The organism is Streptomyces sp. NPDC097619, assembly GCF_040302735.1.
Lineage (GTDB): Bacteria > Actinomycetota > Actinomycetes > Streptomycetales > Streptomycetaceae > Streptomyces.
This window is the reverse complement of the sequence record NZ_JBEOSD010000008.1, coordinates 50,175-75,265: the sequence shown is the minus strand read 5'-3', so window position 1 is coordinate 75,265 and position 25,091 is coordinate 50,175. Positions and strand designations below refer to the sequence as shown.

Genomic DNA, 25,091 nt, shown 5'->3' with positions numbered 1-25,091 from the left:
GGAGGCGATGCGCTGCCCCCTGCACGGCACCGGCACCGACCCCACCCGCCTGGTCGGCCGCACCATCGAGCGGGTCCTCGCGTCCTGGCACCTCTACGACGGGGAACGCTCCGAGATCCCCCTCGACGTCTGGCTCCTCGACACCACCGGCGACGCCACCCGCATCACCACCGGCTCCGACTGGTGCCTCATCGTCGAGTCCGCCGCCCCCGACGAGTCCTACGAATCCCTCGACATGGGCGCCTGGGGCCGCATCGAGATCGGCGAGGACCTCGGCGACCACCCCCTCCGCCGCCATCTCGGCGAGACCGTCACCTCCGTCGCCGAGTACGGACTCCCCGACTTCGGCCGCACCCACCTGGAGCTCGGCTTCCCCGGCGGCCAGGTCCGCGCCGACTGCCACGAGGGCGACCTCCGCCTCACCCGGACCGGCGCCGGGACCGGGAGAACCGCCCCGGCCGCCGCACCCGCGCCCCGGGCCCCCTCAGCCCGCGAGCCAGTCGTCGATGCCCGCCAACAGCTTGGCCCGGACGTCCTCCGGCGCCGCTGAACCCCGCACCGACTGCCGCGCCAGCTCCGCCAGCTCCGCGTCCGAGAACCCGTGGTACCGGCGGGCGATCTCGTACTGGGCCGCCAACCGCGAGCCGAACAACAAGGGGTCGTCGGCCCCCAGGGCCATCGGCACCCCCGCCTCGAAGAGCTTCCGCAGCGGCACGTCCTCGTGCTTCTCGTACACGCCCAGGGCGACGTTCGAGGCCGGGCACACCTCGCAGGTGACCTGCCGGTCCGCCAGCCGCTTCAGCAGCCGCGGATCCTCCGCCGCCCGCACCCCGTGCCCGATCCGGGACGCGTGCAGATCGTCCAGGCAGTCCCGCACCGAGGCCGGACCGGTCAGCTCCCCGCCGTGCGGGGCCGCCAGCAGACCGCCCTCCCGGGCGATCGCGAAGGCCCGGTCGAAATCCCGGGCCATGCCCCGCCGCTCGTCGTTGGACAGCCCGAACCCGACGATCCCGCGGTCCGCGTACCGCACCGCCAGCCGGGCCAGGGTCCGGGCGTCCAAGGGGTGCTTCATGCGGTTCGCCGCGATCAGCACCCGGATCCCGAGCCCGGTGTCCCGGGAGGCCGACTCCACCGCGTCGAGGATGATCTCGATCGCCGGGATCATCCCGCCCAGCAGCGGGGCGTAGGAGGTGGGATCCACCTGGATCTCCAACCAGCCCCCGCCGTCCCGGACGTCCTCCTCGGCCGCCTCCCGGACCAGCCGCACGATGTCCTCCGGCTCGCGCAGGCAGGACCGGGCGGCGTCGTAGAGCCGCTGGAAGCGGAACCAGCCCCGCTCGTCGGTGGCCCGCAGCTTGGGGGGCTCACCCGTGGTCAGCGCGTCCGGCAGCCGCACCCCGTACTTGTCGGCCAGGTCCAGCAGCGTCGCGGGGCGCATCGAACCGGTGAAGTGCAGGTGCAGGTGGGCCTTCGGCAGAAGCGTGAGATCGCGTACTTGCTCCATCTGGTGATCCTGCCCCACGAACGGGTGGTTTGGGAGGCCGTTTTCCCGATGGGGGAGGCCCCGAACGCAGGAACGGGCGGCGCCTCCGCAGAGGTGCCGCCCGTCCGCACGGGGTCCGAAGGCTCAGGCCTTGGCCTCCGCGAGCAGGTTCTGGATCCGGGTCACGCCCTCGACCAGGTCCTCGTCGCCCAGGGCGTAGGACAGGCGCAGGTAGCCGGGGGTGCCGAAGGCCTCACCGGGAACGACCGCGACCTCGGCCTCGTCCAGGATCAGCGCGGCCAGCTCCACGGAGGTCTGCGGACGCTGCCCGCGGATCTCCTTGCCGAGCAGCTCCTTGACCGAGGGGTAGGCGTAGAAGGCGCCCTCGGGGGTGGGGCAGTAGACGCCCTCGATCTCGTTGAGCATCTTGACCATGGTCCGGCGGCGGCGGTCGAAGGCCTTCCGCATCTCCGCCACGGCGTCCAGGTTCCCGGAGACGGCGGCCAGCGCGGCGATCTGGGCCACGTTGGAGACGTTGGAGGTGGCGTGCGACTGGAGGTTCGTCGCGGCCTTGACCACGTCCTTGGGGCCGATGACCCACCCGACCCGCCAGCCGGTCATCGCGTACGTCTTCGCCACGCCGTTCACGATGACGCACTTGTCGGCCAGCGCCGGGACCAGCACGGGCAGCGAGGTGAAGGTGGCGTCCCCGTAGACCAGGTGTTCGTAGATCTCGTCCGTCAGCACCCACAGGCCGTGCTCGGCGGCCCACTCGCCGATCGCCTTCGCGTCGGCCTCGCTGTACACGGCGCCGGTCGGGTTGGAGGGGGAGACGAAGAGGACGACCTTGGTCTTCTCCGTGCGCGCGGCCTCCAGCTGCTCCACGGAGACCCGGTAACCGGTGGTCTCGTCCGCGACGACCTCCACCGGGACGCCGCCCGCGAGACGGATCGACTCCGGGTAGGTGGTCCAGTAGGGAGCGGGGACGATGACCTCGTCGCCCGGGTCCAGGATCGCCGCGAACGCCTCGTAGATGGCCTGCTTGCCGCCGTTGGTCACCAGCACCTGGGACGGGTCCACGGCGTAGCCGGAGTCGCGCAGGGTCTTCTCGGCAATGGCCTTCTTCAGCTCGGGCAGGCCGCCCGCCGGGGTGTACCGGTGGAACTTCGGGTCGCGGCAGGCCTCGACCGCGGCCTCGACGATGTAGTCCGGGGTCGGGAAGTCGGGCTCGCCCGCGCCGAAGCCGATCACCGGGCGGCCGGCGGCCTTGAGCGCCTTGGCCTTGGCGTCGACGGCGAGGGTGGCGGACTCGGAAATGGCGCCGATGCGGACGGACACGCGGCGCTCGGTGGGAGGCGTTGCAGAGGTCATGCGGCCCATCGTCCCAGACGGAAAACTCGCGCCGCACACCGTTTCAGTGACCGGACGCTGATCCTCCGGAAGCTTTCTGTTCGACGTGGCCTGCAAGACCACGTACACTCACTCCTCGTTGGTCTCCGCCGGTCGCGGCAAGAGCGGGCACGTTGTGCACTCGCTCCGATGCGGTAGGTTGGGGAACGCAACAAAGGGTCGTAGCTCAATTGGTAGAGCACTGGTCTCCAAAACCAGCGGTTGGGGGTTCGAGTCCCTCCGGCCCTGCTCCACACTCCTTCGCCGGATGTGTGCGCAGGTACGTACTTCGATGCACCGCCGTGCGGCTCAACCGGGCGCGGCACGGCCATGACCCGGATTCAGGTGAGAGACGTGACGGACGCCCTGGGCTCCATCGACATGCCTGACGCCGAGGACGAGACCCGCGACAAGAAGGCCCGAAAGGGCGGCAAGCGCGGCAAGAAGGGCCCTCTGGGCCGCCTCGCGCTCTTCTACCGCCAGATCGTTGCGGAACTCCGCAAGGTGGTCTGGCCGACGCGCAACCAGCTGACGACGTACACCACAGTGGTGATCATCTTCGTCGTCATCATGATTGCCCTGGTGACCGTGATTGACTATGGGTTCCAGGAAGTCATCAAGTACGTCTTCGGCTGATCCCCGCGGAGGGCGGCGCCTGGACAGGGCTGCCGCCCCTTTTCGCATGTTCCACCCCTTGTATCCAGGAAGAAGCAGCCACCGTGTCTGAACCGAACCTGAACGTGAGCCACGACTCCGTCGAGTCCGTCGAGGACGAGCTCGACATCGTCGAGGGCGCGGACGCTGTGGACCCGGACGAGGTCGAGGCCGCCGACATCGAGGCCGGCCAGGCCGCCGAGGAGGCCGCGCTGCACGTCGAGGACGAGGCCGACGAGGTCGAGTCCGACGAGGCCGCGGACGAGGACGTCACCGCCGAGGTCGACGCCGAGGACTCCGAGGACGAGGACTCCGACGAGGAGGCCCCCGCCGCGGAGGACGTCGAGCCCGCCGAGCCGGTGGACCCGGTCCAGGCCCTCCGTGACGAGCTGCGCCTGCTGCCCGGCGAGTGGTACGTGATCCACACCTACGCGGGCTACGAGAAGCGCGTGAAGGCCAACCTGGAGCAGCGCGCCGTCTCGCTGAACGTCGAGGAGTTCATCTACCAGGCCGAAGTGCCCGAGGAAGAGATCGTCCAGATCAAGAACGGCGAGCGCAAGAACGTCCGGCAGAACAAGCTGCCCGGCTACGTGCTCGTCCGCATGGACCTGACGAACGAGTCCTGGGGCGTCGTCCGGAACACCCCCGGCGTCACCGGCTTCGTGGGCAACGCCTACGACCCCTACCCGCTGACCCTGGACGAGATCGTCAAGATGCTCGCGCCGGAGGCCAAGGAGAAGGCCGACAAGGCCGCCGCCGAGGCCGCGGGCCTGCCGGCCCCCGCCGTGAAGCGCACCATCGAGGTCCTGGACTTCGAGGTCGGCGACTCGGTCACCGTCACCGACGGCCCCTTCGCCACCCTCCAGGCGACCATCAACGAGATCAACCCGGACTCGAAGAAGGTCAAGGGCCTCGTGGAGATCTTCGGTCGCGAGACCCCGGTCGAGCTCAGCTTCGACCAGATCCAGAAGAACTGATCAAGGTCTTCTGAAGCCAAGCTTCCGGACAGGTCAGGCCACCTCCACAGGTGGTCTGACCTGCTCGGTTTTAAGCCCCGCACCGATACCCGTTATCGTGGTGCGGTATGCCTCCATCCGGATGACCGGACGGCGGCTGGAAAACTCTCACTAGGACCCGGAGAGAGCAATGCCTCCCAAGAAGAAGAAGGTCACGGGGCTTATCAAGCTCCAGATCAACGCCGGTGCGGCGAACCCGGCTCCGCCGGTCGGCCCCGCGCTCGGCCAGCACGGCGTCAACATCATGGAGTTCTGCAAGGCCTACAACGCCGCGACCGAGTCGCAGCGTGGCATGGTCGTGCCGGTGGAGATCACGGTCTACGAGGACCGTTCCTTCACCTTCGTCACCAAGACCCCGCCGGCCGCGCGCCTGATCCTCAAGGCCGCCGGTGTGGAGAAGGGCTCGGGCGAGCCGCACAAGACCAAGGTCGCGAAGCTCACGGCCGAGCAGGTCCGCGAGATCGCCACGGTCAAGCTGCCCGACCTGAACGCCAACGACCTGGACGCCGCGTCGAAGATCATCGCTGGCACCGCCCGTTCCATGGGCATCACGGTCGAGGGCTGATCAGCACCTCGTAGTCCCCAGTGGTAGGGCCTGCGCCGGCCCGCACCACGACTCCACGCCTGAAGCAACAACACAGGAGCAGAAGTGAAGCGCAGCAAGACCCTCCGCGCTGCGGACGCCAAGATCGACCGGGAGAAGCTGTACGCCCCGCTCGAGGCCGTCCGTCTCGCCAAGGAGACCTCCACCACCAAGTTCGACGCGACCGTCGAGGTTGCCTTCCGCCTGGGTGTCGACCCGCGCAAGGCCGACCAGATGGTCCGCGGCACCGTGAACCTCCCGCACGGCACCGGTAAGACCGCCCGGGTCCTGGTCTTCGCGACCGGTGACCGTGCTGCGGCCGCGGAAGCCGCCGGCGCCGACATCGTCGGCTCGGACGAACTGATCGACGAGGTCGCCAAGGGCCGCCTGGACTTCGACTCGGTCGTCGCCACCCCGGACCTCATGGGCAAGGTCGGCCGCCTCGGCCGCGTGCTCGGTCCCCGTGGCCTGATGCCGAACCCGAAGACCGGCACCGTCACCATGGACGTGGCCAAGGCCGTCACGGACATCAAGGGCGGCAAGATCGAGTTCCGCGTCGACAAGCACTCGAACCTCCACTTCATCATCGGCAAGGTCTCCTTCTCCGATGAGAAGCTGGTCGAGAACTACGGCGCGGCCCTGGAGGAGATCCTCCGTCTGAAGCCGTCCGCCGCCAAGGGCCGCTACATCAAGAAGGCCGCCCTGACCACCACGATGGGTCCCGGCATCCAGCTGGACTCCAACCGCACCCGCAACCTCCTCGTCGAGGAGGACCCGGCCGCGGTCTGAGCCCTTCCGGCTCGCTGAGTGGCTCGAACGGGCCCCTCGCCCCCCTGAAAAAGGGAGGCGAGGGGCCCGTTCTGCGTGTCAGTGTCCTTCCGTAAGGTGCTGGGGGAATACGGACATGTACCGATGAGGGTGGGACTCATATGAACAAGGCAGTACGGACGCGCGCGGTCGTGGCCCTGGCCTGTACCGCGGCCCTGGCGGGCGGCCTGACGGCCTGCGGGGGCGGGGAGAAGGCGAAGCCCAAGTCCGCGGCCGAGATGATCTCGGTGGCGTACCAGAAGACCGCGGCCGCGAAGTCGGCCAAGGTGCGCATGACCATGACGATGCCCGCCTCCATGAAGGACGGCGGCACCATGGAGATGTCCGGCGTGCAGGGCTGGGACCCGGCCGTCATGGACCTCACCGTGAAGGGCTCGGCCCTCGGCTCCACCCCGGGCGCCCCGGAGTCGATGCGCATGATCATGCAGGACCAGGTCATGTACATGGACCTGGGTGCCAAGGCCGCCTCTGAGATGGAGGGCAAGCGCTGGATGAAGCTGGACCTCCAGGCCGCCGCGAAGGAGGCCGGGCCCGAGGGCCAGGCGGCCCTGAAGCAGATGAACGGCCTGGACGGCGGGATGAACCAGGACCCGGCCCAGCAGCTCGCCCTGCTGCTCGACTCCCCGAGCCTGAAGCACGTGGGCCCGGAGAAGGTCGACGGGGTCGAGGCGGAGCACTACAAGGGCTCCCTGACCTTCGAGGAGATGCTCAAGGCGAACGAGTCCGCGAAGCTCCTCAAGGAGGCGGACCGCGAGAAGCTCGTCGAGAGCATGAAGAAGGCCGGTGTCCAGGGCTACGACACCGAGGTCTGGGTCAACGAGGCCGGCTACCCGGTCCGCATGAAGGTGGCCGTGAAGACCGCCGAGGGCGCCATGAACATGGACGCCCACTACTCCGACTACGGGGCCGCCGCCAAGGTGCAGCTCCCGGCGGAGAAGGACACCCTGGACCTCTTCAAGATGCTCAAGGACATGGGCGCCGGGGCCAAGGGCGGCACCGCCTGATCCCCGTTCCGGGGCGGTGAGCGCGGGCGTACCGGCGGATTTGCCTCCGCGTACGTCCCTCACGTACTCTTCCACAGAAGCCAAAGACCGCTGGTCGTTGCCGTGCCCGAGAGGGTCGGTGGCCGAAGGATCCGCTGCGAGCGGACGACCCGCGCAGGTGACTGTGGAAATTCTCCCGGGACGATTTCGTTCAGGTCGAGTCTTGCCCCGTGCGCCTGCGCCCGGGGCGTTCGTCTTTTCCAGCCCCTTCTGAGCGGTCCTCATCACCCGGAAGGAGGCTGAAGCATTATGCCGACGCCCAACAAGGCTGCATCGGTGGCCGAGCTCACGGACGCGTTCCAGAGCTCCAACGCCGCCGTGCTGACCGAGTACCGGGGTCTCACCGTGGCGCAGCTCAAGACGCTGCGTCGTTCTCTCGGTGAGAACGCCCAGTACGCCGTGGTGAAGAACACGCTGACCAAGATTGCGGCCAACCAGGCTGGGATCACCGCGCTGGACGACCACTTCAACGGTCCGACCGCGGTCGCCTTCGTCACCGGTGACCCGGTGGAGTCGGCGAAGGCTCTGCGTGACTTCGCCAAGGAGAACCCGAACCTCATCATCAAGGCCGGTGTCCTTGACGGTAAGGCTCTCTCCGCCGACGACATCAAGAAGCTTGCGGACCTCGAGTCCCGCGAGGTTCTGCTCAGCAAGCTGGCCGGCGCCTTCAAGGGCAAGCAGTCTCAGGCTGCCTCGCTCTTCCAGGCTCTGCCGTCGAAGTTCGTCCGCACCGCGGACGCGCTGCGCGCCAAGCTCGCCGAGCAGGGCGGTGCCGAGTAATTCGGCTCGCGCATTGATCCGCGCCGCCTAGCGCACGGATCGTAGCGGGCCGACTACGCCCGCCTTTCGATACATCTCGGCACCAGCCGAATTAGTGGAAGGATCGCCCATCATGGCGAAGCTGTCTCAGGACGACCTGCTCGCGCAGTTCGAGGAGATGACCCTCATCGAGCTCTCCGAGTTCGTGAAGGCGTTCGAGGAGAAGTTCGACGTCACCGCCGCCGCGGCCACCGTCGCCGTCGCCGCCGGTGTCCCCGGTGCCCCGGCCGAGGCCGCTGAGGAGAAGGACGAGTTCGACGTCATCCTCACCGGTGCCGGTGACAAGAAGATCCAGGTCATCAAGGTCGTGCGCGAGCTGACCTCCCTGGGTCTGAAGGAGGCCAAGGACCTCGTCGACGGCACCCCGAAGCCGGTCCTCGAGAAGGTCAACAAGGAGGCCGCTGAGAAGGCCGCCGAGTCCCTCAAGGCTGCCGGTGCGGCCGTCGAGGTCAAGTAAGACCTCTGGAGCCTCCTGAAGGCTCCTGCCAAGGGCGATCACCCGTTCGGGTGGTCGCCCTTCGGCGTATCCGGGCCCGACAGTGCCTGGTCCGGCCCGTCCTCGTTGAGGGGTATGGTGATCATCGTCGCCCCCGCGGCCGCCCCCCGAACGGCCCCCGGTGATGATCCGCACGGGGCAGGGGGCCTTGACGAACGGCACGCGGCGCGCAATTCTCAGGACCGTCGCAACGTCGATCCGCGTTCCGAGGCATGGATCGACTACGAAGAGGGCAGTATCGATACGCGCTCCGTGTACGGGAGCCGTGACGCGGAACAACCAAGGGAAGGCCTGTTGCCGGACTCCGGAAACCTGGTCTGGACATCAGTGAGCCAAGTGGCTACACTGACCCTTTGCGCTGCCTGTTAGCTGTCCCCTGCCCGTCGCCAGGGGCATGCCCACGCTGGAGCACACCGGATTGATCCCCTCTGACCTGGTCTTTTGATCATCGAAGGGACAGGGGTCGTCTTCTGTGTACAGCTGGGACCGGTACGCGCGTAGTGAGTCCGAGCCCTCGGAAGGACCCCCTCTTGGCCGCCTCGCGCAACGCCTCGACCAATACGAACAACGGCGCCAGCACTGCCCCGCTGCGCATCTCCTTTGCAAAGATCAAGGAGCCCCTCGAGGTTCCGAACCTCCTGGCGCTGCAGACCGAGAGCTTTGACTGGCTGCTCGGCAACGCTGCCTGGAAGGCTCGGGTCGAGTCTGCCCTTGAGAGTGGACAGGACGTCCCCACCAAGTCCGGTCTGGAGGAGATCTTCGAGGAGATCTCCCCGATCGAGGACTTCTCCGGGTCGATGTCCCTGACCTTCCGTGACCACCGCTTCGAGCCGGCCAAGAACTCCGTGGACGAGTGCAAGGAGCGCGACTTCACCTTCGCCGCCCCGCTCTTCGTCACGGCCGAGTTCACGAACAACGAGACCGGCGAGATCAAGTCCCAGACGGTCTTCATGGGCGACTTCCCGCTCATGACCAACAAGGGCACCTTCGTCATCAACGGCACCGAGCGTGTCGTCGTGTCGCAGCTCGTCCGTTCCCCCGGTGTCTACTTCGACTCCTCCATCGACAAGACGTCCGACAAGGACATCTTCTCCGCCAAGATCATCCCGTCCCGGGGTGCCTGGCTGGAGATGGAGGTCGACAAGCGCGACATGGTCGGTGTCCGCATCGACCGCAAGCGCAAGCAGTCCGTCACCGTCCTCCTGAAGGCTCTCGGCTGGACCACCGAGCAGATCCTCGAGGAGTTCGGCGAGTACGAGTCCATGCGCGCCACCCTGGAGAAGGACCACACCCAGGGCCAGGACGACGCGCTGCTCGACATCTACCGCAAGCTGCGTCCGGGCGAGCCGCCGACCCGTGAGGCCGCGCAGACGCTGCTCGAGAACCTGTACTTCAACCCGAAGCGCTACGACCTCGCGAAGGTCGGCCGCTACAAGGTCAACAAGAAGCTGGGTGCGGACGAGCCGCTCGACGCCGGAGTCCTCACCACGGACGACGTCATCGCCACGATCAAGTACCTGGTCAAGCTCCACGCGGGCGAGACCGAGACGATCGGCGAGAACGGCAACTCGATCGTCGTCGAGACCGACGACATCGACCACTTCGGCAACCGTCGTCTGCGCAACGTCGGCGAGCTCATCCAGAACCAGGTCCGCACGGGCCTGGCCCGGATGGAGCGCGTCGTCCGCGAGCGCATGACCACGCAGGACGTCGAGGCGATCACGCCGCAGACCCTGATCAACATCCGGCCGGTCGTCGCCTCCATCAAGGAGTTCTTCGGCACCAGCCAGCTGTCGCAGTTCATGGACCAGAACAACCCGCTCTCCGGGCTGACCCACAAGCGCCGCCTCTCGGCGCTGGGCCCCGGCGGTCTGAGCCGTGAGCGGGCCGGCTTCGAGGTCCGTGACGTGCACCCCTCGCACTACGGCCGCATGTGTCCGATCGAGACCCCCGAAGGCCCGAACATCGGTCTGATCGGCTCGCTCGCCTCCTACGGTCGCGTGAACGCGTTCGGCTTCATCGAGACCCCGTACCGCAAGGTCGTCGACGGCGCCGTCACCGACGAGGTCGACTACGTCACCGCCGACGAGGAAGACCGCTTCGTCATCGCCCAGGCGAACGCGAAGCTGGACGACGACCTCCGCTTCACCGAGGGTCGCGTCCTGGTCCGCAAGCGTGGCGGCGAGGTCGACTACGTCGAGCCGTCGGACGTGGACTACATGGACGTCTCGCCGCGCCAGATGGTGTCGGTCGCGACCGCCATGATCCCCTTCCTCGAGCACGACGACGCCAACCGCGCCCTCATGGGCGCGAACATGATGCGCCAGGCCGTTCCGCTCATCAAGGCGGAGGCCCCGCTCGTCGGCACCGGCATGGAGTACCGCTGCGCCGTCGACGCCGGCGACTCCATCCGCGCGGAGAAGGACGGTGTCGTCCAGGAGGTCTCGGCCGACTACGTCACCGTCGCCAACGACGACGGCACGTACACCACGTACCGCGTCGCCAAGTTCTCCCGCTCGAACCAGGGCACCTCGGTCAACCAGAAGGTGATCGTCAACGAGGGCGACCGGATCATCGAGTCCCAGGTCCTCGCCGACGGTCCGGCGACCGAAGAGGGCGAGATGGCCCTCGGCAAGAACCTGCTCGTGGCGTTCATGCCGTGGGAGGGTCACAACTACGAGGACGCGATCATCCTGTCGCAGCGCCTCGTGCAGGACGACGTCCTCTCCTCGATCCACATCGAGGAGCACGAGGTCGACGCCCGTGACACCAAGCTGGGCCCCGAGGAGATCACCCGGGACATCCCGAACGTCTCCGAGGAGGTCCTCGCCGACCTCGACGAGCGCGGCATCATCCGCATCGGTGCGGACGTCGTCGCCGGCGACATCCTGGTCGGCAAGGTCACGCCCAAGGGCGAGACCGAGCTGACCCCGGAGGAGCGCCTGCTCCGCGCGATCTTCGGTGAGAAGGCCCGCGAGGTCCGTGACACCTCCCTGAAGGTGCCCCACGGCGAGATCGGCAAGGTCATCGGCGTCCGCGTCTTCGACCGCGAGGAGGGGGACGAGCTTCCCCCGGGCGTGAACCAGCTGGTCCGCGTCTACGTCGCCCAGAAGCGCAAGATCACCGACGGTGACAAGCTCGCCGGCCGTCACGGCAACAAGGGCGTCATCTCGAAGATCCTGCCGATCGAGGACATGCCGTTCCTGGAGGACGGCACCCCGGTCGACATCATCCTCAACCCGCTCGGTGTCCCGTCCCGAATGAACCCGGGACAGGTCCTGGAGATCCACCTCGGCTGGCTCGCCAGCCGCGGCTGGGACGTCTCCGGCCTCGCGGACGAGTGGGCCCAGCGCCTGCAGGCCATCGGCGCCGACCAGGTCGCCCCCGGCACCAACGTCGCCACCCCGGTGTTCGACGGCGCCCGCGAGGACGAGCTGGCCGGTCTGCTCAACCACACCATCCCGAACCGCGACGGCGAGCGCATGGTGCTCCCGACCGGTAAGGCGCGCCTGTTCGACGGCCGCTCCGGCGAGCCGTTCCCGGACCCGATCTCGGTCGGGTACATGTACATCCTCAAGCTCCACCACCTGGTCGACGACAAGCTCCACGCCCGTTCGACCGGTCCGTACTCGATGATCACGCAGCAGCCGCTGGGTGGTAAGGCGCAGTTCGGTGGCCAGCGCTTCGGTGAGATGGAGGTGTGGGCGCTCGAGGCTTACGGCGCCGCGTACGCCCTCCAGGAGCTGCTGACCATCAAGTCCGATGACGTCACCGGCCGCGTGAAGGTCTACGAGGCCATCGTCAAGGGCGAGAACATCCCCGAGCCGGGCATTCCCGAGTCCTTCAAGGTGCTCATCAAGGAAATGCAGTCGCTCTGCCTCAACGTGGAGGTGCTGTCCTCGGACGGCATGTCCATCGAGATGCGCGACACCGACGAGGACGTCTTCCGCGCGGCGGAGGAGCTCGGTATCGACCTGTCCCGGCGCGAGCCGAGCAGCGTCGAAGAGGTCTGACGGGCCTGACGGGGGCTCCCACGAGGAGCCCCCGTCGCCCCGGGACCGTTCAGACCACTGATCAAGAGACACGACCCCGAAAGAGGGATTGACGCACAGTGCTCGACGTCAACTTCTTCGACGAGCTGCGGATCGGCCTTGCCACCGCGGACGACATCCGAACCTGGTCGCACGGCGAGGTCAAGAAGCCGGAGACCATCAACTACCGCACCCTGAAGCCCGAGAAGGACGGACTCTTCTGCGAGAAGATCTTCGGTCCGACCCGGGACTGGGAGTGCTACTGCGGCAAGTACAAGCGTGTCCGCTTCAAGGGCATCATCTGTGAGCGTTGTGGCGTCGAGGTCACGCGCGCCAAGGTGCGCCGCGAGCGGATGGGCCACATCGAGCTCGCCGCTCCCGTCACCCACATCTGGTACTTCAAGGGCGTCCCGTCGCGCCTGGGCTACCTGCTGGACCTCGCGCCGAAGGACCTCGAGAAGGTCATCTACTTCGCCGCGTACATGATCACGTTCGTGGACGACGAGCGCCGCACCCGCGACCTCCCGTCCCTGGAGGCCCACGTCTCCGTCGAGCGCCAGCAGATCGAGAACCGCCGTGACGCGGACCTCGAAGGCCGCGCCAAGAAGCTCGAGAGCGACCTGGCCGAGCTGGAGGCCGAGGGCGCCAAGGCCGACGTGCGCCGCAAGGTGCGCGAGGGTGCCGAGCGCGAGATGAAGCAGCTCCGTGACCGCGCGCAGCGCGAGATCGACCGTCTGGACGAGGTCTGGGCCCGCTTCAAGAACCTCAAGGTCCAGGACCTGGAGGGCGATGAGCTCCTCTACCGCGAGCTGCGTGACCGCTTCGGCACGTACTTCGACGGCTCGATGGGTGCCGCGGCGCTGCAGAAGCGCCTGGAGTCCTTCGACCTGGAGGAGGAGGCCGAGCGCCTCCGCGAGATCATCCGCACCGGCAAGGGCCAGAAGAAGACCCGTGCGCTCAAGCGCCTCAAGGTCGTCTCCGCCTTCCTGCAGACCTCGAACAGCCCCAAGGGCATGGTCCTGGACTGCGTCCCGGTGATCCCGCCGGACCTCCGTCCGATGGTGCAGCTGGACGGTGGCCGCTTCGCGACCTCCGACCTGAACGACCTGTACCGCCGGGTGATCAACCGCAACAACCGCCTGAAGCGCCTTCTCGACCTCGGTGCCCCCGAGATCATCGTGAACAACGAGAAGCGCATGCTCCAGGAGGCCGTGGACGCCCTCTTCGACAACGGTCGTCGTGGTCGCCCGGTCACCGGTCCCGGCAACCGTCCCCTGAAGTCCCTCAGCGACATGCTGAAGGGCAAGCAGGGTCGATTCCGTCAGAACCTCCTCGGCAAGCGAGTCGACTACTCGGCGCGTTCCGTCATCGTCGTCGGCCCGCAGCTGAAGCTGCACCAGTGCGGTCTGCCCAAGGCCATGGCGCTGGAGCTCTTCAAGCCGTTCGTGATGAAGCGCCTGGTGGACCTGAACCACGCGCAGAACATCAAGTCGGCCAAGCGCATGGTCGAGCGCGGCCGCACCGTCGTGTACGACGTCCTCGAAGAGGTCATCGCCGAGCACCCGGTGCTGCTGAACCGTGCGCCCACGCTGCACCGCCTCGGCATCCAGGCCTTCGAGCCGCAGCTGGTCGAGGGCAAGGCCATCCAGATCCACCCGCTCGTCTGCACCGCCTTCAACGCGGACTTCGACGGTGACCAGATGGCCGTGCACCTGCCGCTCTCCGCGGAGGCGCAGGCCGAGGCCCGCATCCTGATGCTGTCCTCGAACAACATCCTCAAGCCCGCCGACGGCCGTCCGGTGACGATGCCGACCCAGGACATGGTCCTCGGTCTGTTCTTCCTCACCACCGACGGCGAGCTGCGCGACGTCAAGGGCGAGGGCCGCTCCTTCGGCTCCACCGCCGAGGCGATCATGGCCTTCGACGCCGGCGAGCTCTCGCTGCAGTCGTCGGTCGACATCCGCTTCCCGGTGGGCACCATCCCGCCGCGCGGCTGGGTCCCCCCGGTCGCCGAGGAGGGCGAGCAGGAGTTCCAGCCGGGCGACAGCTTCCGTCTGAAGACCACGCTGGGTCGTGCGCTCTTCAACGAGCTGCTGCCTGAGGACTACCCCTTCGTCGACTACTCGGTGGGCAAGAAGCAGCTCTCCGAGATCGTCAACGACCTGGCGGAGCGCTACCCCAAGGTCATCGTGGCGGCGACGCTCGACAACCTGAAGGCGGCCGGCTTCCACTGGGCGACCCGTTCCGGTGTCACCGTGGCCATCTCCGACGTCGTCGTGCCCGAGGCCAAGAAGGCCATCGTCGCGGGCTACGAGGCTCAGGACGAGAAGGTCCAGAAGCAGTACGAGCGCGGTCTGATCACCAAGGACGAGCGCACGCAGGAGCTCATCGCGATCTGGACCAAGGCGACCAACGAGGTCGCCGAGGCGATGAACGCGAACTTCCCCAAGACCAACCCCATCTTCATGATGGTTGACTCGGGTGCCCGAGGAAACATGATGCAGATGCGGCAGATCGCCGGTATGCGTGGTCTGGTGTCGAACGCGAAGAACGAGACCATCCCGCGTCCGATCAAGGCGTCCTTCCGTGAGGGCCTCACCGTTCTGGAGTACTTCATCTCCACGCACGGTGCCCGTAAGGGTCTGGCGGACACCGCCCTGCGTACCGCCGACTCGGGTTACCTGACCCGTCGTCTGGTGGACGTCTCGCAGGACGTGATCATCCGCGAGGAGGACTGCGGCACCGAGCGCGGCCTGAAGCTCAAGGTCGGCGTCCGCGGCGAGGACGGCGTGCTGCGCAAGGCGGACGACGCGGAGACCTCGGTCTACGCCCGCATGCTGGCCGAGGACCTGGTCATCGACGGCAAGGTCATCGCGCCCGCCAACGTGGACCTCGGTGACGTGCTCATCGACGCGGTCATCGCGAACGGCGTCGAAGAGGTCAAGGTCCGTTCGGTCCTGACCTGTGAGTCCGCGGTCGGCACCTGTGCCTTCTGCTACGGCCGCTCGCTGGCCACCGGCAAGCTGGTCGACATCGGTGAGGCGGTCGGCATCATCGCCGCCCAGTCCATCGGTGAGCCCGGCACCCAGCTGACGATGCGTACCTTCCACACCGGTGGTGTGGCCGGTGACGACATCACCCAGGGTCTGCCGCGTGTCGTCGAGCTCTTCGAGGCCCGTACCCCGAAGGGTGTCGCCCCGATCTCCGAGGCCGCCGGTCGCGTGCGGATCGAGGAGACCGAGAAGACGAAGAAGATCGTCATCACCCCGGACGACGGTTCCGAGGAGACGGCCTTCCCGATCTCCAAGCGTGCCAAGGTCCTGGTGCACGAGGGTGACCACGTCCAGGTGGGCCAGAAGCTCACCATGGGTGCGACCAACCCGCACGACGTGCTCCGGATCCTCGGCCAGCGCGCGGTGCAGGTGCACCTCGTGGGCGAGGTCCAGAAGGTCTACAACTCGCAGGGTGTGTCGATCCACGACAAGCACATCGAGATCATCATCCGGCAGATGCTCCGCCGCGTGACGATCATCGAGTCCGGCGACGCCGAGCTGCTGCCCGGCGAGCTGGTCGAGCGCTCGCGCTTCGAGACCGAGAACCGTCGTGTGGTCACCGAGGGCGGTCACCCCGCCTCCGGCCGTCCGCAGCTGATGGGTATCACCAAGGCCTCGCTGGCGACCGAGTCCTGGCTGTCGGCCGCCTCCTTCCAGGAGACGACCCGAGTCCTGACGGATGCGGCGATCAACGCCAAGTCCGACAGCCTCATCGGCCTCAAGGAGAACGTCATCATCGGTAAGCTCATCCCGGCCGGTACGGGTCTGTCCCGCTACCGCAACATCCGGGTGGAGCCCACCGAGGAGGCGAAGGCCGCGATGTACTCGGCCGTCGGTTACGACGACATCGACTACTCGCCCTTCGGCACCGGTTCCGGCCAGGCGGTTCCGCTGGAGGACTACGACTACGGCCCGTACAACGGCTGAACGTCATGAAGGAAGCCCCCGTCGCTCCGTGAGGAGCGGCGGGGGCTTTCCCCTTTTCCGGGGTCGGTCCGGCGGTGCGGGCCCCGGGGTCAGCGGGGGCGGCGGCGGGCGGCGAGGCCCGTCGCGAGGAGGACGGCCAGGGCCAGGCCCGCCCCCGCGAGCCCGCCCTTGAAGCCGGGCGGCACGAACGCGCAGGAGAACTCGCGGGTGCCCGGCGGCAGCTCCACGGCGAGCAGCCCGTGGAAGGCGCGGAGCGGGGCCGAGCAGCGCCAGCCGGGGGAGGCCGGGGTGGCGACGACCGCGGTGCCGCGGGCCCCGACGGGCAGGACGGCCCGGACCGAGTGGCCACCGACCTCGGTACGGACGGCCCCCTCGCGCGTGAGGCGGTCCACCGCGGCGCCGAGGGCGGCCCGGTCCAGGCAGCCCACCGGCCGGGCCGGGGCGGTCCCGGGGCTGCGGGTCCGGAGGGTGACCTCCACCAGGCCGTCGGCGCGGACGGGGCCGAGCCGCTGGACGCCCGCGGTCCGGTCGCGCAGGTCCCGGGAGCGGCCGTCGTGGGTCAGGACGCCGAGCAGGGCGGGGGAGTACCAGTACGCCTCGGTGCCGGGAGCGCAGCGGGCCCGGTAGCGGCGGAGACCGGGGGAGTCGGGGCCGGGGGTGACCGGGGGGACCCGGTAGACCCGGGCGCCGAGGACGGCCTCCTGGCGGGCGTAGACGCTGTCCGTCGGGGCGGCGGGGAGTTCCGGCCGCGGTCGGACGGTCACCAGCGGGGGCGCGGGGAAGGTGCGGGCGGTCCAGTGGCCGGGCCGCGCGGGGTCGGGGGAGACCCGGGCCCCGATGGCGAAGACGGCGTCGAGGACGGGGTTGTCCACGCCGAAGAGGGTCCGGCCGTCGTTGGTGGAGCCGTGGCCCAGGGCGTCCAGGGCGCGGAAGGTGCTCGCCGGCAGGTAGCTGCTGTAGTACTGCGGGCCCTCGGCGCGCAGGGACAGGCCGTCGTTGTAGGAGTGTTCGGGGCGGCCGGGGTCGGTGCGGTGGGCGGGCCAGCCGTCCACCGAGCGGAGGGCGGCGAAGCGGTCCTCGACGGCGGGGCCGGCGGTGGTGCGGGGGCGGGCCCAGGACTCGCGGGCCCGGCGCTGGTCGGCCACGACGCCGGAGAGCACGGATTCGGCGAGGACGGCGCCGACCATCAGGAGGGCTCCGACGGCGGCCGGGCCGCGCCGGCGGGGGCCCGGACCGTGGCCCGCGCGGAGCCACAGCAGTAGGCCGGTGAGGGAGAGGGCCCCGCCGCCGAGGACGGCGACGGGGACGGTGGGGGCGAAGTCGTGGGTGCGGCTCAGCAGCAGGGTGGCGGCGGCGAGGACGGCGGCGGCCGCGGCCAGGGTGCGGGGCCGGGGCCGGGCGGCCAGACCCTGCCAGGCCATGGCGGTCATGATCCCGCTGAGGACGAAGGTCTCCCGGTAGGAGTTGCCGTTGGGGACGGCCAGGCCGTGCCACAGGTACTGGGTGGGCGGGAACTGGAAGGAGGCCGCGGTGAGCACGGCGGCGGCTCCCCAGGCCCCACGGGTCCGGCGGGCGGTGCGGCCGTCGAGGAGGAAGGCGAGGACGAGCAGCAGGCCGAGGGTGGCGAGGTACAGGCGGGCCTGGCTGCCCCACTGGTAGCCGCCGGGGAGCAGGCCGGCGAGGAAGGAGCCGGTGGGGGCGGGGACGAAGCTGCCCGCCCGGGTGGGCTGGGCGGCGGTGCTGGCCAGGTAGGAGGGCAGCAGCAGCGGCAGGGTGAGGGCGATGCCGGTGCCGCCGGCCGCCGCGGCGCGCAGCAGGACGCGGATCCGCTCCCGGGGGTCGGTGCGGAGTACGACGAGGCGGACGGCCAGCAGGACGGCCGCGGCCAGGGTGGCCATCATCGCCGTGTAGAAGTTCCCCCACCAGGCGAGGGCGACGAGCAGGGCGGTGCCGGGCAGCGGACTGCCGGCGAGGGCCCGTTCGACGGCGAGGCCGAGGAGGGGCAGGGCGACGAGTCCCCACTGCCACATCGGGATGTACGAGGCGTCGCAGAGGGCCCAGCCGCAGAGGCCGTAGCAGGCGCCCAGGAGTCCGCGCTGCCACCAGGGGCCGGGGGCGATCCGGCCGAGCCAGCCGGCCATGACGGCGGCGGCCAGGCCGAGGGTGAGCGGGGTGAGGGCGAAGACGGCGAGGTCCACGTGGTGCCGGGGCACCAGGACGGTGGTCCAGGAGAGCGGGTTGGCCAGGTAGGTGGCGTAGTCGGCGAGGAACTGGTGTCCGAGGCCGCTGCGCCAGCTGAAGAAGGGGTCCCCGGCGCCCTGGCCGTGGACCAGGTCCCAGAGGCCCTGGTGGAAGGGGACGTACTGGTTGGCCTGGTCGTTCAGGGCCCGGGGGCGGGGCCCGAAGGGCCGGGAGCCGCGGGCCGCCCAGGCGAGGACGACGGCGGTGGCGGTGAGCAGGAAGGCCAGCGCCGGTCCGCGGAGGGCGCGGGGGCCGGGGCGGGGGGCGTGGTGGGGGAGCGGGGGTGGAGCGGGGCGGGTGGTCGGTTCCGGTGCCACGGTCCCCACTGGTGTGCTCCCCTGGGTTCTTCGCCGGGCGGGCGAGGCCGGTCATACGGGTGCGATCTGGTGTTTTCGAACCTTTCGGAAGTCTAGGTCGGGGCGGGTGCGGAGCCCCGGAGGTCCGGCGGGGGGTCGCAGGGCGTGGGCATTTGTTTTGACCGGAGTGGATGCGATAGGTACGCTCAGACCTTGTGCCTGGGGTGTGCCCTGGCTCCCGTGCGTGTCCATCGCCGCACGCGGGCCGGACCGGCCGCCGCAATCCGTACGCATCCGCTGTCGCGGAGGTCTGCCGGATTCGACACACCCGACCGCGTGGGTCGGTGAAGTTCCAGGTTAGTTTCACCAACGGCACACAGAAACCGGAGAAGTAGTGCCTACGATCCAGCAGCTGGTCCGAAAGGGCCGGCAGGACAAGGTCGAGAAGACGAAGACCCCGGCCCTGGAGGCTTCGCCCCAGCGCCGTGGCGTCTGCACGCGTGTGTTCACGACCACCCCGAAGAAGCCGAACTCGGCGCTCCGTAAGGTCGCGCGTGTGCGTCTGACCTCCGGCATCGAGGTCACCGCTTACATTCCGGGTGAGGGACACAACCTGCAGGAGCACTCGATCGTGCTCGTGCGTGGTGGCCGTGTGAAGGACCTGCCGGGTGTTCGCTACAAGATCATCCGCGGTGCGCTTGACACCCAGGCTGTCAAGAACCGCAAGCAGGCCCGCAGCCGCTACGGCGCCAAGAAGGAGAAGTAAGAATGCCTCGTAAGGGCCCCGCCCCGAAGCGCCCGGTCATCATCGACCCGGTCTACGGTTCTCCTCTGGTGACCTCGCTCATCAACAAGATCCTCCTGGACGGCAAGCGCTCCACCGCCGAGCGCATCGTCTACGGCGCCATGGAAGGCCTCCGCGAGAAGACCGGCAACGACCCGGTCATCACGCTGAAGCGCGCGCTGGAGAACGTCAAGCCCTCCCTCGAGGTCAAGTCCCGCCGTGTCGGTGGCGCGACCTACCAGGTTCCCGTCGAGGTCAAGCCGGGTCGCCAGTCGACCCTGGCCCTCCGCTGGCTCGTGGGCTACTCCCGCGCCCGCCGCGAGAAGACCATGACCGAGCGCCTGATGAACGAGCTTCTCGACGCCTCGAACGGCCTCGGTGCGGCCGTGAAGAAGCGCGAGGACACGCACAAGATGGCCGAGTCCAACAAGGCCTTCGCGCACTACCGCTGGTAGTCGCAACCCACATCGAGACCGAGAGAAGACTGAAGCCTTATGGCTACCACTTCGCTTGACCTGGCCAAGGTGCGCAACATCGGCATCATGGCCCACATCGACGCGGGCAAGACGACCACGACCGAGCGCATCCTGTTCTACACCGGTGTGTCGTACAAGATCGGCGAGGTCCACGACGGCGCCGCGACGATGGACTGGATGGAGCAGGAGCAGGAGCGCGGCATCACGATCACGTCCGCCGCGACGACCTGTCACTGGCCGCTCGAGGACGTCGATCACACGATCAACATCATCGACACCCCGGGTCACGTGGACTTCACGGTCGAGGTGGAGCGTTCGCTCCGCGTCCTCGACGGTGCCGTCACCGTGTTCGACGGTGTGGCCGGTGTTGAGCCGCAGTCCGAGACGGTGTGGCGCCAGGCCGACCGTTACGGCGTCCCGCGCATCTGCTTCGTCAACAAGCTGGACCGTACCGGCGCCGAGTTCATGCGCTGCGTCGACATGATCAAGGACCGCCTGGGCGCGGTTCCGATCGTGATGCAGCTGCCGATCGGTGCCGAGGCCGACTTCCAGGGCGTCGTCGACCTCGTGCGCATGAAGGCGCTCGTCTGGTCCGCCGAGGCGACCAAGGGCGAGATGTACGACGTCGTCGACATCCCGGCCTCGCACACCGAGCTGGCCGAGGAATGGCGCGGCAAGCTCGTCGAGACCGTTGCCGAGAACGACGAAGAGATGATGGAGCTCTTCCTCAACGGCGACGAGCCGTCCGAGGAGCAGCTGCACGCGGCCGTGCGCCGCATCATCCTCGGCTCCGGCAAGGGCAAGGGCGAGCCCACGATCACCGCGGTGTTCTGTGGCACGGCGTTCAAGAACAAGGGCGTCCAGCCCCTGCTCGACGCGGTCGTCCGCTACCTCCCGTCCCCCCTGGACATCGAGGCCATCGAGGGCCACGACGTCAAGGACGCCGAGGTCGTCGTGAAGCGCAAGCCGTCGGACGAGGAGCCCCTCGCCGCGCTCGCGTTCAAGATCATGAGCGACCCGCACCTCGGCAAGCTCACCTTCGTCCGGGTCTACTCGGGCCGCCTGGAGGCCGGCACCTCGGTGCTGAACTCCGTCAAGGGCAAGAAGGAGCGCATCGGCAAGATCTACCGCATGCACGCGAACAAGCGTGAGGAGATCGACGCGGTGGGCGCCGGCGACATCGTCGCCGTCATGGGCCTGAAGCAGACCACCACCGGTGAGACGCTGTGCGACGACAAGCAGCCGGTCATCCTGGAGTCCATGGACTTCCCGGCGCCGGTCATCCAGGTCGCCATCGAGCCCAAGTCCAAGGGTGACCAGGAGAAGCTGGGTGTCGCCATCCAGCGTCTCGCGGAGGAGGACCCCTCCTTCCACGTCCACTCGGACGAGGAGACGGGCCAGACCATCCTCGGCGGCATGGGCGAGCTGCACCTCGAGGTGCTGGTCGACCGCATGAAGCGCGAGTTCAAGGTCGAGGCCAACGTCGGCAAGCCGCAGGTCGCGTACCGCGAGACGATCCGCAAGGCCGTCGAGCGCATCGACTTCACCCACAAGAAGCAGACCGGTGGTACCGGTCAGTTCGCCAAGGTGCAGATCGCGATCGAGCCGATCACGGACCCCGAGGGCCCCGCCTACGAGTTCGTGAACAAGGTCACCGGTGGCCGCATCCCGAAGGAGTACATCCCTTCGGTCGACGCGGGTGCGCAGGAGGCCATGCAGTTCGGCATCCTGGCCGGCTACGAGATGACGGGCGTCCGCGTCATTCTTCTCGACGGTGGCTACCACGAGGTCGACTCCTCCGAGCTCGCCTTCAAGATCGCCGGTTCGCAGGCGTTCAAGGAGGGTGCGCGCAAGGCCAGCCCCGTGCTGCTCGAGCCGATGATGGCCGTCGAGGTCACCACGCCCGAGGAGTCCATGGGCGACGTCATCGGTGACATCAACTCCCGCCGTGGCCAGATCCAGGCCATGGAGGACCGTCACGGAGCCAAGATCGTCAAGGGCCTCGTGCCGCTTTCGGAGATGTTCGGCTACGTCGGCGACCTCCGCAGCAAGACCTCGGGTCGCGCAAGCTACTCGATGCAGTTCGACTCCTACGCCGAGGTTCCCCGGAACGTCGCCGAGGAGATCATCGCGAAGGCCAAGGGCGAGTAACTCACTCGTTTCACGCTTTAGGCTTGTCACCGGAATCCCTGGGGCAACAGGCAACCGCCACGTTGCCCCAGGGGGACCGGCATCCCAGCAAAGATCACCTGGCGCCGATGAGTAAGGCGTACAGAACCACTTCCCAGGAGGACCCCAGTGGCGAAGGCGAAGTTCGAGCGGACTAAGCCGCACGTCAACATCGGCACCATCGGTCACATTGACCACGGTAAGACGACCCTCACGGCCGCCATTACCAAGGTGCTGCACGACGCGTACCCGGACCTGAACGAGGCCTCGGCCTTCGACCAGATCGACAAGGCTCCTGAGGAGCGCCAGCGCGGTATCACCATCTCCATCGCGCACGTCGAGTACCAGACCGAGGCGCGTCACTACGCCCACGTCGACTGCCCGGGTCACGCGGACTACATCAAGAACATGATCACCGGTGCCGCGCAGATGGACGGCGCCATCCTCGTGGTCGCCGCCACCGACGGCCCGATGCCGCAGACCAAGGAGCACGTGCTCCTGGCCCGCCAGGTCGGCGTTCCGTACATCGTCGTCGCCCTGAACAAGGCCGACATGGTGGACGACGAGGAGATCCTGGAGCTCGTCGAGCTCGAGGTGCGCGAGCTCCTCTCCGAGTACGAGTTCCCGGGCGACGACGTTCCCGTCGTCCAGGTCTCCGCGCTCAAGGCCCTCGAGGGCGACAAGGAGTGGGGCGAGAAGCTCCTCGGCCTCATGAAGGCCGTGGACGAGTCGATCCCGACCCCGCCGCGCGACACCGACAAGCCGTTCCTGATGCCCGTCGAGGACGTCTTCACGATCACCGGTCGTGGCACCGTCGTCACCGGTCGCATCGAGCGTGGTGTCCTGAAGGTCAACGAGACCGTCGACATCATCGGCATCAAGGAAGCCAAGACCACCACCACGGTCACCGGCATCGAGATGTTCCGCAAGCTGCTCGACGAGGGCCAGGCCGGTGAGAACGTCGGTCTGCTGCTCCGCGGCATCAAGCGCGAGGACGTCGAGCGCGGCCAGGTCATCATCAAGCCCGGCTCGGTCACCCCGCACACCGAGTTCGAGGCCCAGGCCTACATCCTGTCCAAGGACGAGGGTGGCCGCCACACGCCGTTCTTCAACAACTACCGTCCGCAGTTCTACTTCCGTACGACTGACGTGACCGGTGTTGTGACCCTGCCCGAGGGCACCGAGATGGTCATGCCCGGTGACAACACCGAGATGACCGTCGCGCTGATCCAGCCGGTCGCCATGGAGGAGGGCCTGAAGTTCGCCATCCGTGAGGGTGGCCGGACCGTCGGCGCCGGCCAGGTCACCAAGATCACGAAGTAATTCGTGTTCTGACCTGGTAGCTCTTCGGAGCACCATGCACGAGGGAAGGGCCCCGTCCCACCGCAGCCGCGGCGGGGCGGGGCCCTTCCTTCGTGTGAGATGGGGTACGCTCGCCCGCCGCGATTGGCGCGCGCGGTGTCCGGTATGGCAAACTGTTCTAGTTGCTCGGTTGAGTACCGATGCTGCGCGCCTCCCGCCGGGAGGACCGGAAGCGAGTCCCACAGTACTCGTCGCCTCCATCTGCCCCCTGGGGCAGCACTAGAGGCGGACGTACGGGAATCTTTCGGGAAGCGTGGGCGGGGTGCGCACCAGGCACTCGGTGGGTGTTTCTCCCCCGAATCGTGGACCCGGACGGGCCGCAAACCCTCGAAGCAGGGAATTTCCGCATGGGGATTTTTTGCAGAGGGAGCGCGACACGCCCGACCGCGTGGGTCGGAGAGAAGCGGCGCGGAAGCGCAGCGCACCGAGTACCAGAGCGTTTTCACTAGACAAAGGACTACTAGTAGCCATGGCGGGACAGAAGATCCGCATCCGGCTCAAGGCCTACGACCACGAGGTCATCGACTCCTCGGCGAAGAAGATCGTCGAGACGGTGACCCGCACTGGTGCGTCGGTCGCGGGCCCGGTGCCGCTGCCCACTGAGAAGAACGTGTACTGCGTCATCAAGTCGCCGCACAAGTACAAGGACTCGCGCGAGCACTTCGAGATGCGCACGCACAAGCGCCTGATCGACATCCTCGACCCGACGCCCAAGACCGTTGACTCGCTGATGCGCCTGGACCTTCCGGCCGGCGTTGACATCGAGATCAAGCTCTGAGAGGCACGGAGAAGATGGCTAAGCAGATCAAGGGCGTCCTGGGCGAGAAGCTCGGCATGACCCAGGTCTGGGACGAGAACAACCGTGTCGTCCCGGTGACCGTCGTCAAGGCCGGGCCCTGTGTCGTCACCCAGGTCCGTTCCAACGACATCGACGGCTACGAGTCGGTCCAGATCGCCTTCGGCGAGATCGACCCTCGCAAGGTGAACAAGCCCCTCAAGGGCCACTTCGCCAAGGCCGACGTGACCCCCCGCCGCCACCTGGTGGAGATCCGCACCTCCGACGCCAGCGAGTACACGCTGGGCCAGGAGGTCACTGCCGAGGTGTTCGAGTCCGGCGTCAAGGTTGACGTCACGGGCACGAGCAAGGGCAAGGGCTTCGCCGGTGCCATGAAGCGCCACAACTTCCGTGGTGGCAAGGCTTCCCACGGTGCCCACCGCGTGCACCGGAAGCCCGGCTCGATCGGTGGCTGCGCCACCCCGGGTCGTGTCTTCAAGGGCATGAAGATGGCCGGCCGCATGGGTAACGACCGGGTCACCACCCAGAACCTGACCGTTCACGCCGTTGACGCGGAGAAGGGCCTGCTGCTCATCAAGGGCGCGGTTCCTGGTCCGAACGGCGGCCTCGTCCTGGTCCGCACTGCGGCCAAGGGGGCCTGAGGAC

19 protein-coding genes and 1 tRNA gene are annotated in these 25,091 nt (G+C 68.1%); 17 read left to right on the top strand and 3 right to left on the bottom strand.

Annotated elements, in window-relative coordinates; all coding sequences use genetic code 11:
* Positions 1–7 precede the first annotated feature (7 nt).
* On the top strand, positions 8–550 hold the full coding sequence (locus ABTZ17_RS04105) for a hypothetical protein (RefSeq protein ID WP_352193915.1): 543 nt from the start codon (positions 8–10) through the stop codon (positions 548–550).
* Here ABTZ17_RS04105 and ABTZ17_RS04100 read toward each other — a convergent pair.
* Both ABTZ17_RS04100 and ABTZ17_RS04095 read right to left on the bottom strand, forming a co-directional pair.
* Complete coding sequence (locus tag ABTZ17_RS04100) at positions 485–1,504, bottom strand: adenosine deaminase (RefSeq protein WP_352193914.1); 1,020 nt, start codon at positions 1,502–1,504, stop codon at positions 485–487. The genes ABTZ17_RS04105 and ABTZ17_RS04100 overlap by 66 nt on opposite strands.
* 123 nt (positions 1,505–1,627) lie before the next feature.
* The gene (locus tag ABTZ17_RS04095) at positions 1,628–2,854 is read right to left on the bottom strand and encodes a pyridoxal phosphate-dependent aminotransferase (protein ID WP_352193913.1); all 1,227 of its coding nucleotides are present in this window, start codon (positions 2,852–2,854) and stop codon (positions 1,628–1,630) included.
* A 194-nt stretch (positions 2,855–3,048) separates the two neighbouring features.
* Between ABTZ17_RS04095 and ABTZ17_RS04090 the strand changes: the two genes are divergently transcribed.
* The 10 genes from ABTZ17_RS04090 (at position 3,049) to ABTZ17_RS04045 (ending at position 16,322) form a co-directional block, all read left to right on the top strand.
* Positions 3,049–3,121, top strand: a tRNA-Trp gene (locus tag ABTZ17_RS04090).
* Between the two features lie 105 nt (positions 3,122–3,226).
* Entirely contained in the window at positions 3,227–3,508 is a 282-nt protein-coding gene (gene secE, locus ABTZ17_RS04085; RefSeq protein WP_352193912.1) for a preprotein translocase subunit SecE, read from the top strand.
* Between the two features lie 83 nt (positions 3,509–3,591).
* On the top strand, positions 3,592–4,503 hold the full coding sequence (gene nusG / locus ABTZ17_RS04080) for a transcription termination/antitermination protein NusG (RefSeq protein WP_352193911.1): 912 nt from the start codon (positions 3,592–3,594) through the stop codon (positions 4,501–4,503).
* A gap of 169 nt (positions 4,504–4,672) precedes the next feature.
* Positions 4,673–5,107: a 50S ribosomal protein L11 gene (gene rplK, locus ABTZ17_RS04075; RefSeq protein WP_352193910.1), complete on the top strand. Its 435-nt coding sequence runs from the start codon at positions 4,673–4,675 to the stop codon at positions 5,105–5,107.
* Positions 5,108–5,191: 84 nt separating this feature from the next.
* Positions 5,192–5,914 carry a 50S ribosomal protein L1 gene (gene rplA / locus ABTZ17_RS04070; RefSeq protein WP_352193909.1) on the top strand — a complete coding sequence of 241 codons (723 nt, stop codon included), beginning with the start codon at positions 5,192–5,194 and terminating at the stop codon, positions 5,912–5,914.
* 140 nt (positions 5,915–6,054) lie between these two features.
* Positions 6,055–6,957, top strand: a complete 903-nt coding sequence (locus ABTZ17_RS04065) for an SCO4651 family lipoprotein (RefSeq protein WP_352193908.1) — start codon at positions 6,055–6,057, stop codon at positions 6,955–6,957.
* Positions 6,958–7,245: 288 nt separating this feature from the next.
* Positions 7,246–7,776, top strand: coding sequence for a 50S ribosomal protein L10 (gene rplJ, locus ABTZ17_RS04060; protein WP_352193907.1), 531 nt, complete (start codon positions 7,246–7,248; stop codon positions 7,774–7,776).
* A gap of 112 nt (positions 7,777–7,888) precedes the next feature.
* Entirely contained in the window at positions 7,889–8,272 is a 384-nt protein-coding gene (rplL, locus tag ABTZ17_RS04055; RefSeq protein WP_352193906.1) for a 50S ribosomal protein L7/L12, read from the top strand.
* Positions 8,273–8,841: 569 nt separating this feature from the next.
* A complete protein-coding gene (gene rpoB, locus ABTZ17_RS04050; protein WP_352193905.1) occupies positions 8,842–12,324 on the top strand; it encodes a DNA-directed RNA polymerase subunit beta in 3,483 nt (1,160 codons plus the stop codon).
* Positions 12,325–12,422: 98 nt separating this feature from the next.
* Positions 12,423–16,322 carry a DNA-directed RNA polymerase subunit beta' gene (locus tag ABTZ17_RS04045; protein ID WP_352193904.1) on the top strand — a complete coding sequence of 1,300 codons (3,900 nt, stop codon included), beginning with the start codon at positions 12,423–12,425 and terminating at the stop codon, positions 16,320–16,322.
* 89 nt (positions 16,323–16,411) lie between these two features.
* Here the strand turns inward: ABTZ17_RS04045 and ABTZ17_RS04040 are convergent, their stop codons facing one another.
* Complete coding sequence (locus ABTZ17_RS04040) at positions 16,412–18,880, bottom strand: YfhO family protein (RefSeq protein ID WP_352193903.1); 2,469 nt, start codon at positions 18,878–18,880, stop codon at positions 16,412–16,414.
* A gap of 373 nt (positions 18,881–19,253) precedes the next feature.
* Here ABTZ17_RS04040 and rpsL point away from each other — a divergent pair, with 373 nt between their 5' ends.
* The 6 genes from rpsL (at position 19,254) to rplC (ending at position 25,087) form a co-directional block, all read left to right on the top strand.
* Positions 19,254–19,625: a 30S ribosomal protein S12 gene (gene rpsL / locus ABTZ17_RS04035; RefSeq protein WP_007265893.1), complete on the top strand. Its 372-nt coding sequence runs from the start codon at positions 19,254–19,256 to the stop codon at positions 19,623–19,625.
* Between the two features lie 2 nt (positions 19,626–19,627).
* Complete coding sequence (gene rpsG, locus ABTZ17_RS04030) at positions 19,628–20,098, top strand: 30S ribosomal protein S7 (RefSeq protein ID WP_352193902.1); 471 nt, start codon at positions 19,628–19,630, stop codon at positions 20,096–20,098.
* Positions 20,099–20,137: 39 nt separating this feature from the next.
* The gene (fusA, locus tag ABTZ17_RS04025; protein WP_352193901.1) at positions 20,138–22,270 is read left to right on the top strand and encodes an elongation factor G; all 2,133 of its coding nucleotides are present in this window, start codon (positions 20,138–20,140) and stop codon (positions 22,268–22,270) included.
* Between the two features lie 147 nt (positions 22,271–22,417).
* The gene (gene tuf, locus ABTZ17_RS04020) at positions 22,418–23,611 is read left to right on the top strand and encodes an elongation factor Tu (RefSeq protein WP_352193900.1); all 1,194 of its coding nucleotides are present in this window, start codon (positions 22,418–22,420) and stop codon (positions 23,609–23,611) included.
* A gap of 508 nt (positions 23,612–24,119) precedes the next feature.
* Positions 24,120–24,428: a 30S ribosomal protein S10 gene (gene rpsJ / locus ABTZ17_RS04015; protein ID WP_003948644.1), complete on the top strand. Its 309-nt coding sequence runs from the start codon at positions 24,120–24,122 to the stop codon at positions 24,426–24,428.
* Between the two features lie 14 nt (positions 24,429–24,442).
* Positions 24,443–25,087: a 50S ribosomal protein L3 gene (rplC, locus tag ABTZ17_RS04010; protein ID WP_352193899.1), complete on the top strand. Its 645-nt coding sequence runs from the start codon at positions 24,443–24,445 to the stop codon at positions 25,085–25,087.
* The last annotated feature ends 4 nt before the right edge of the window (positions 25,088–25,091 follow it).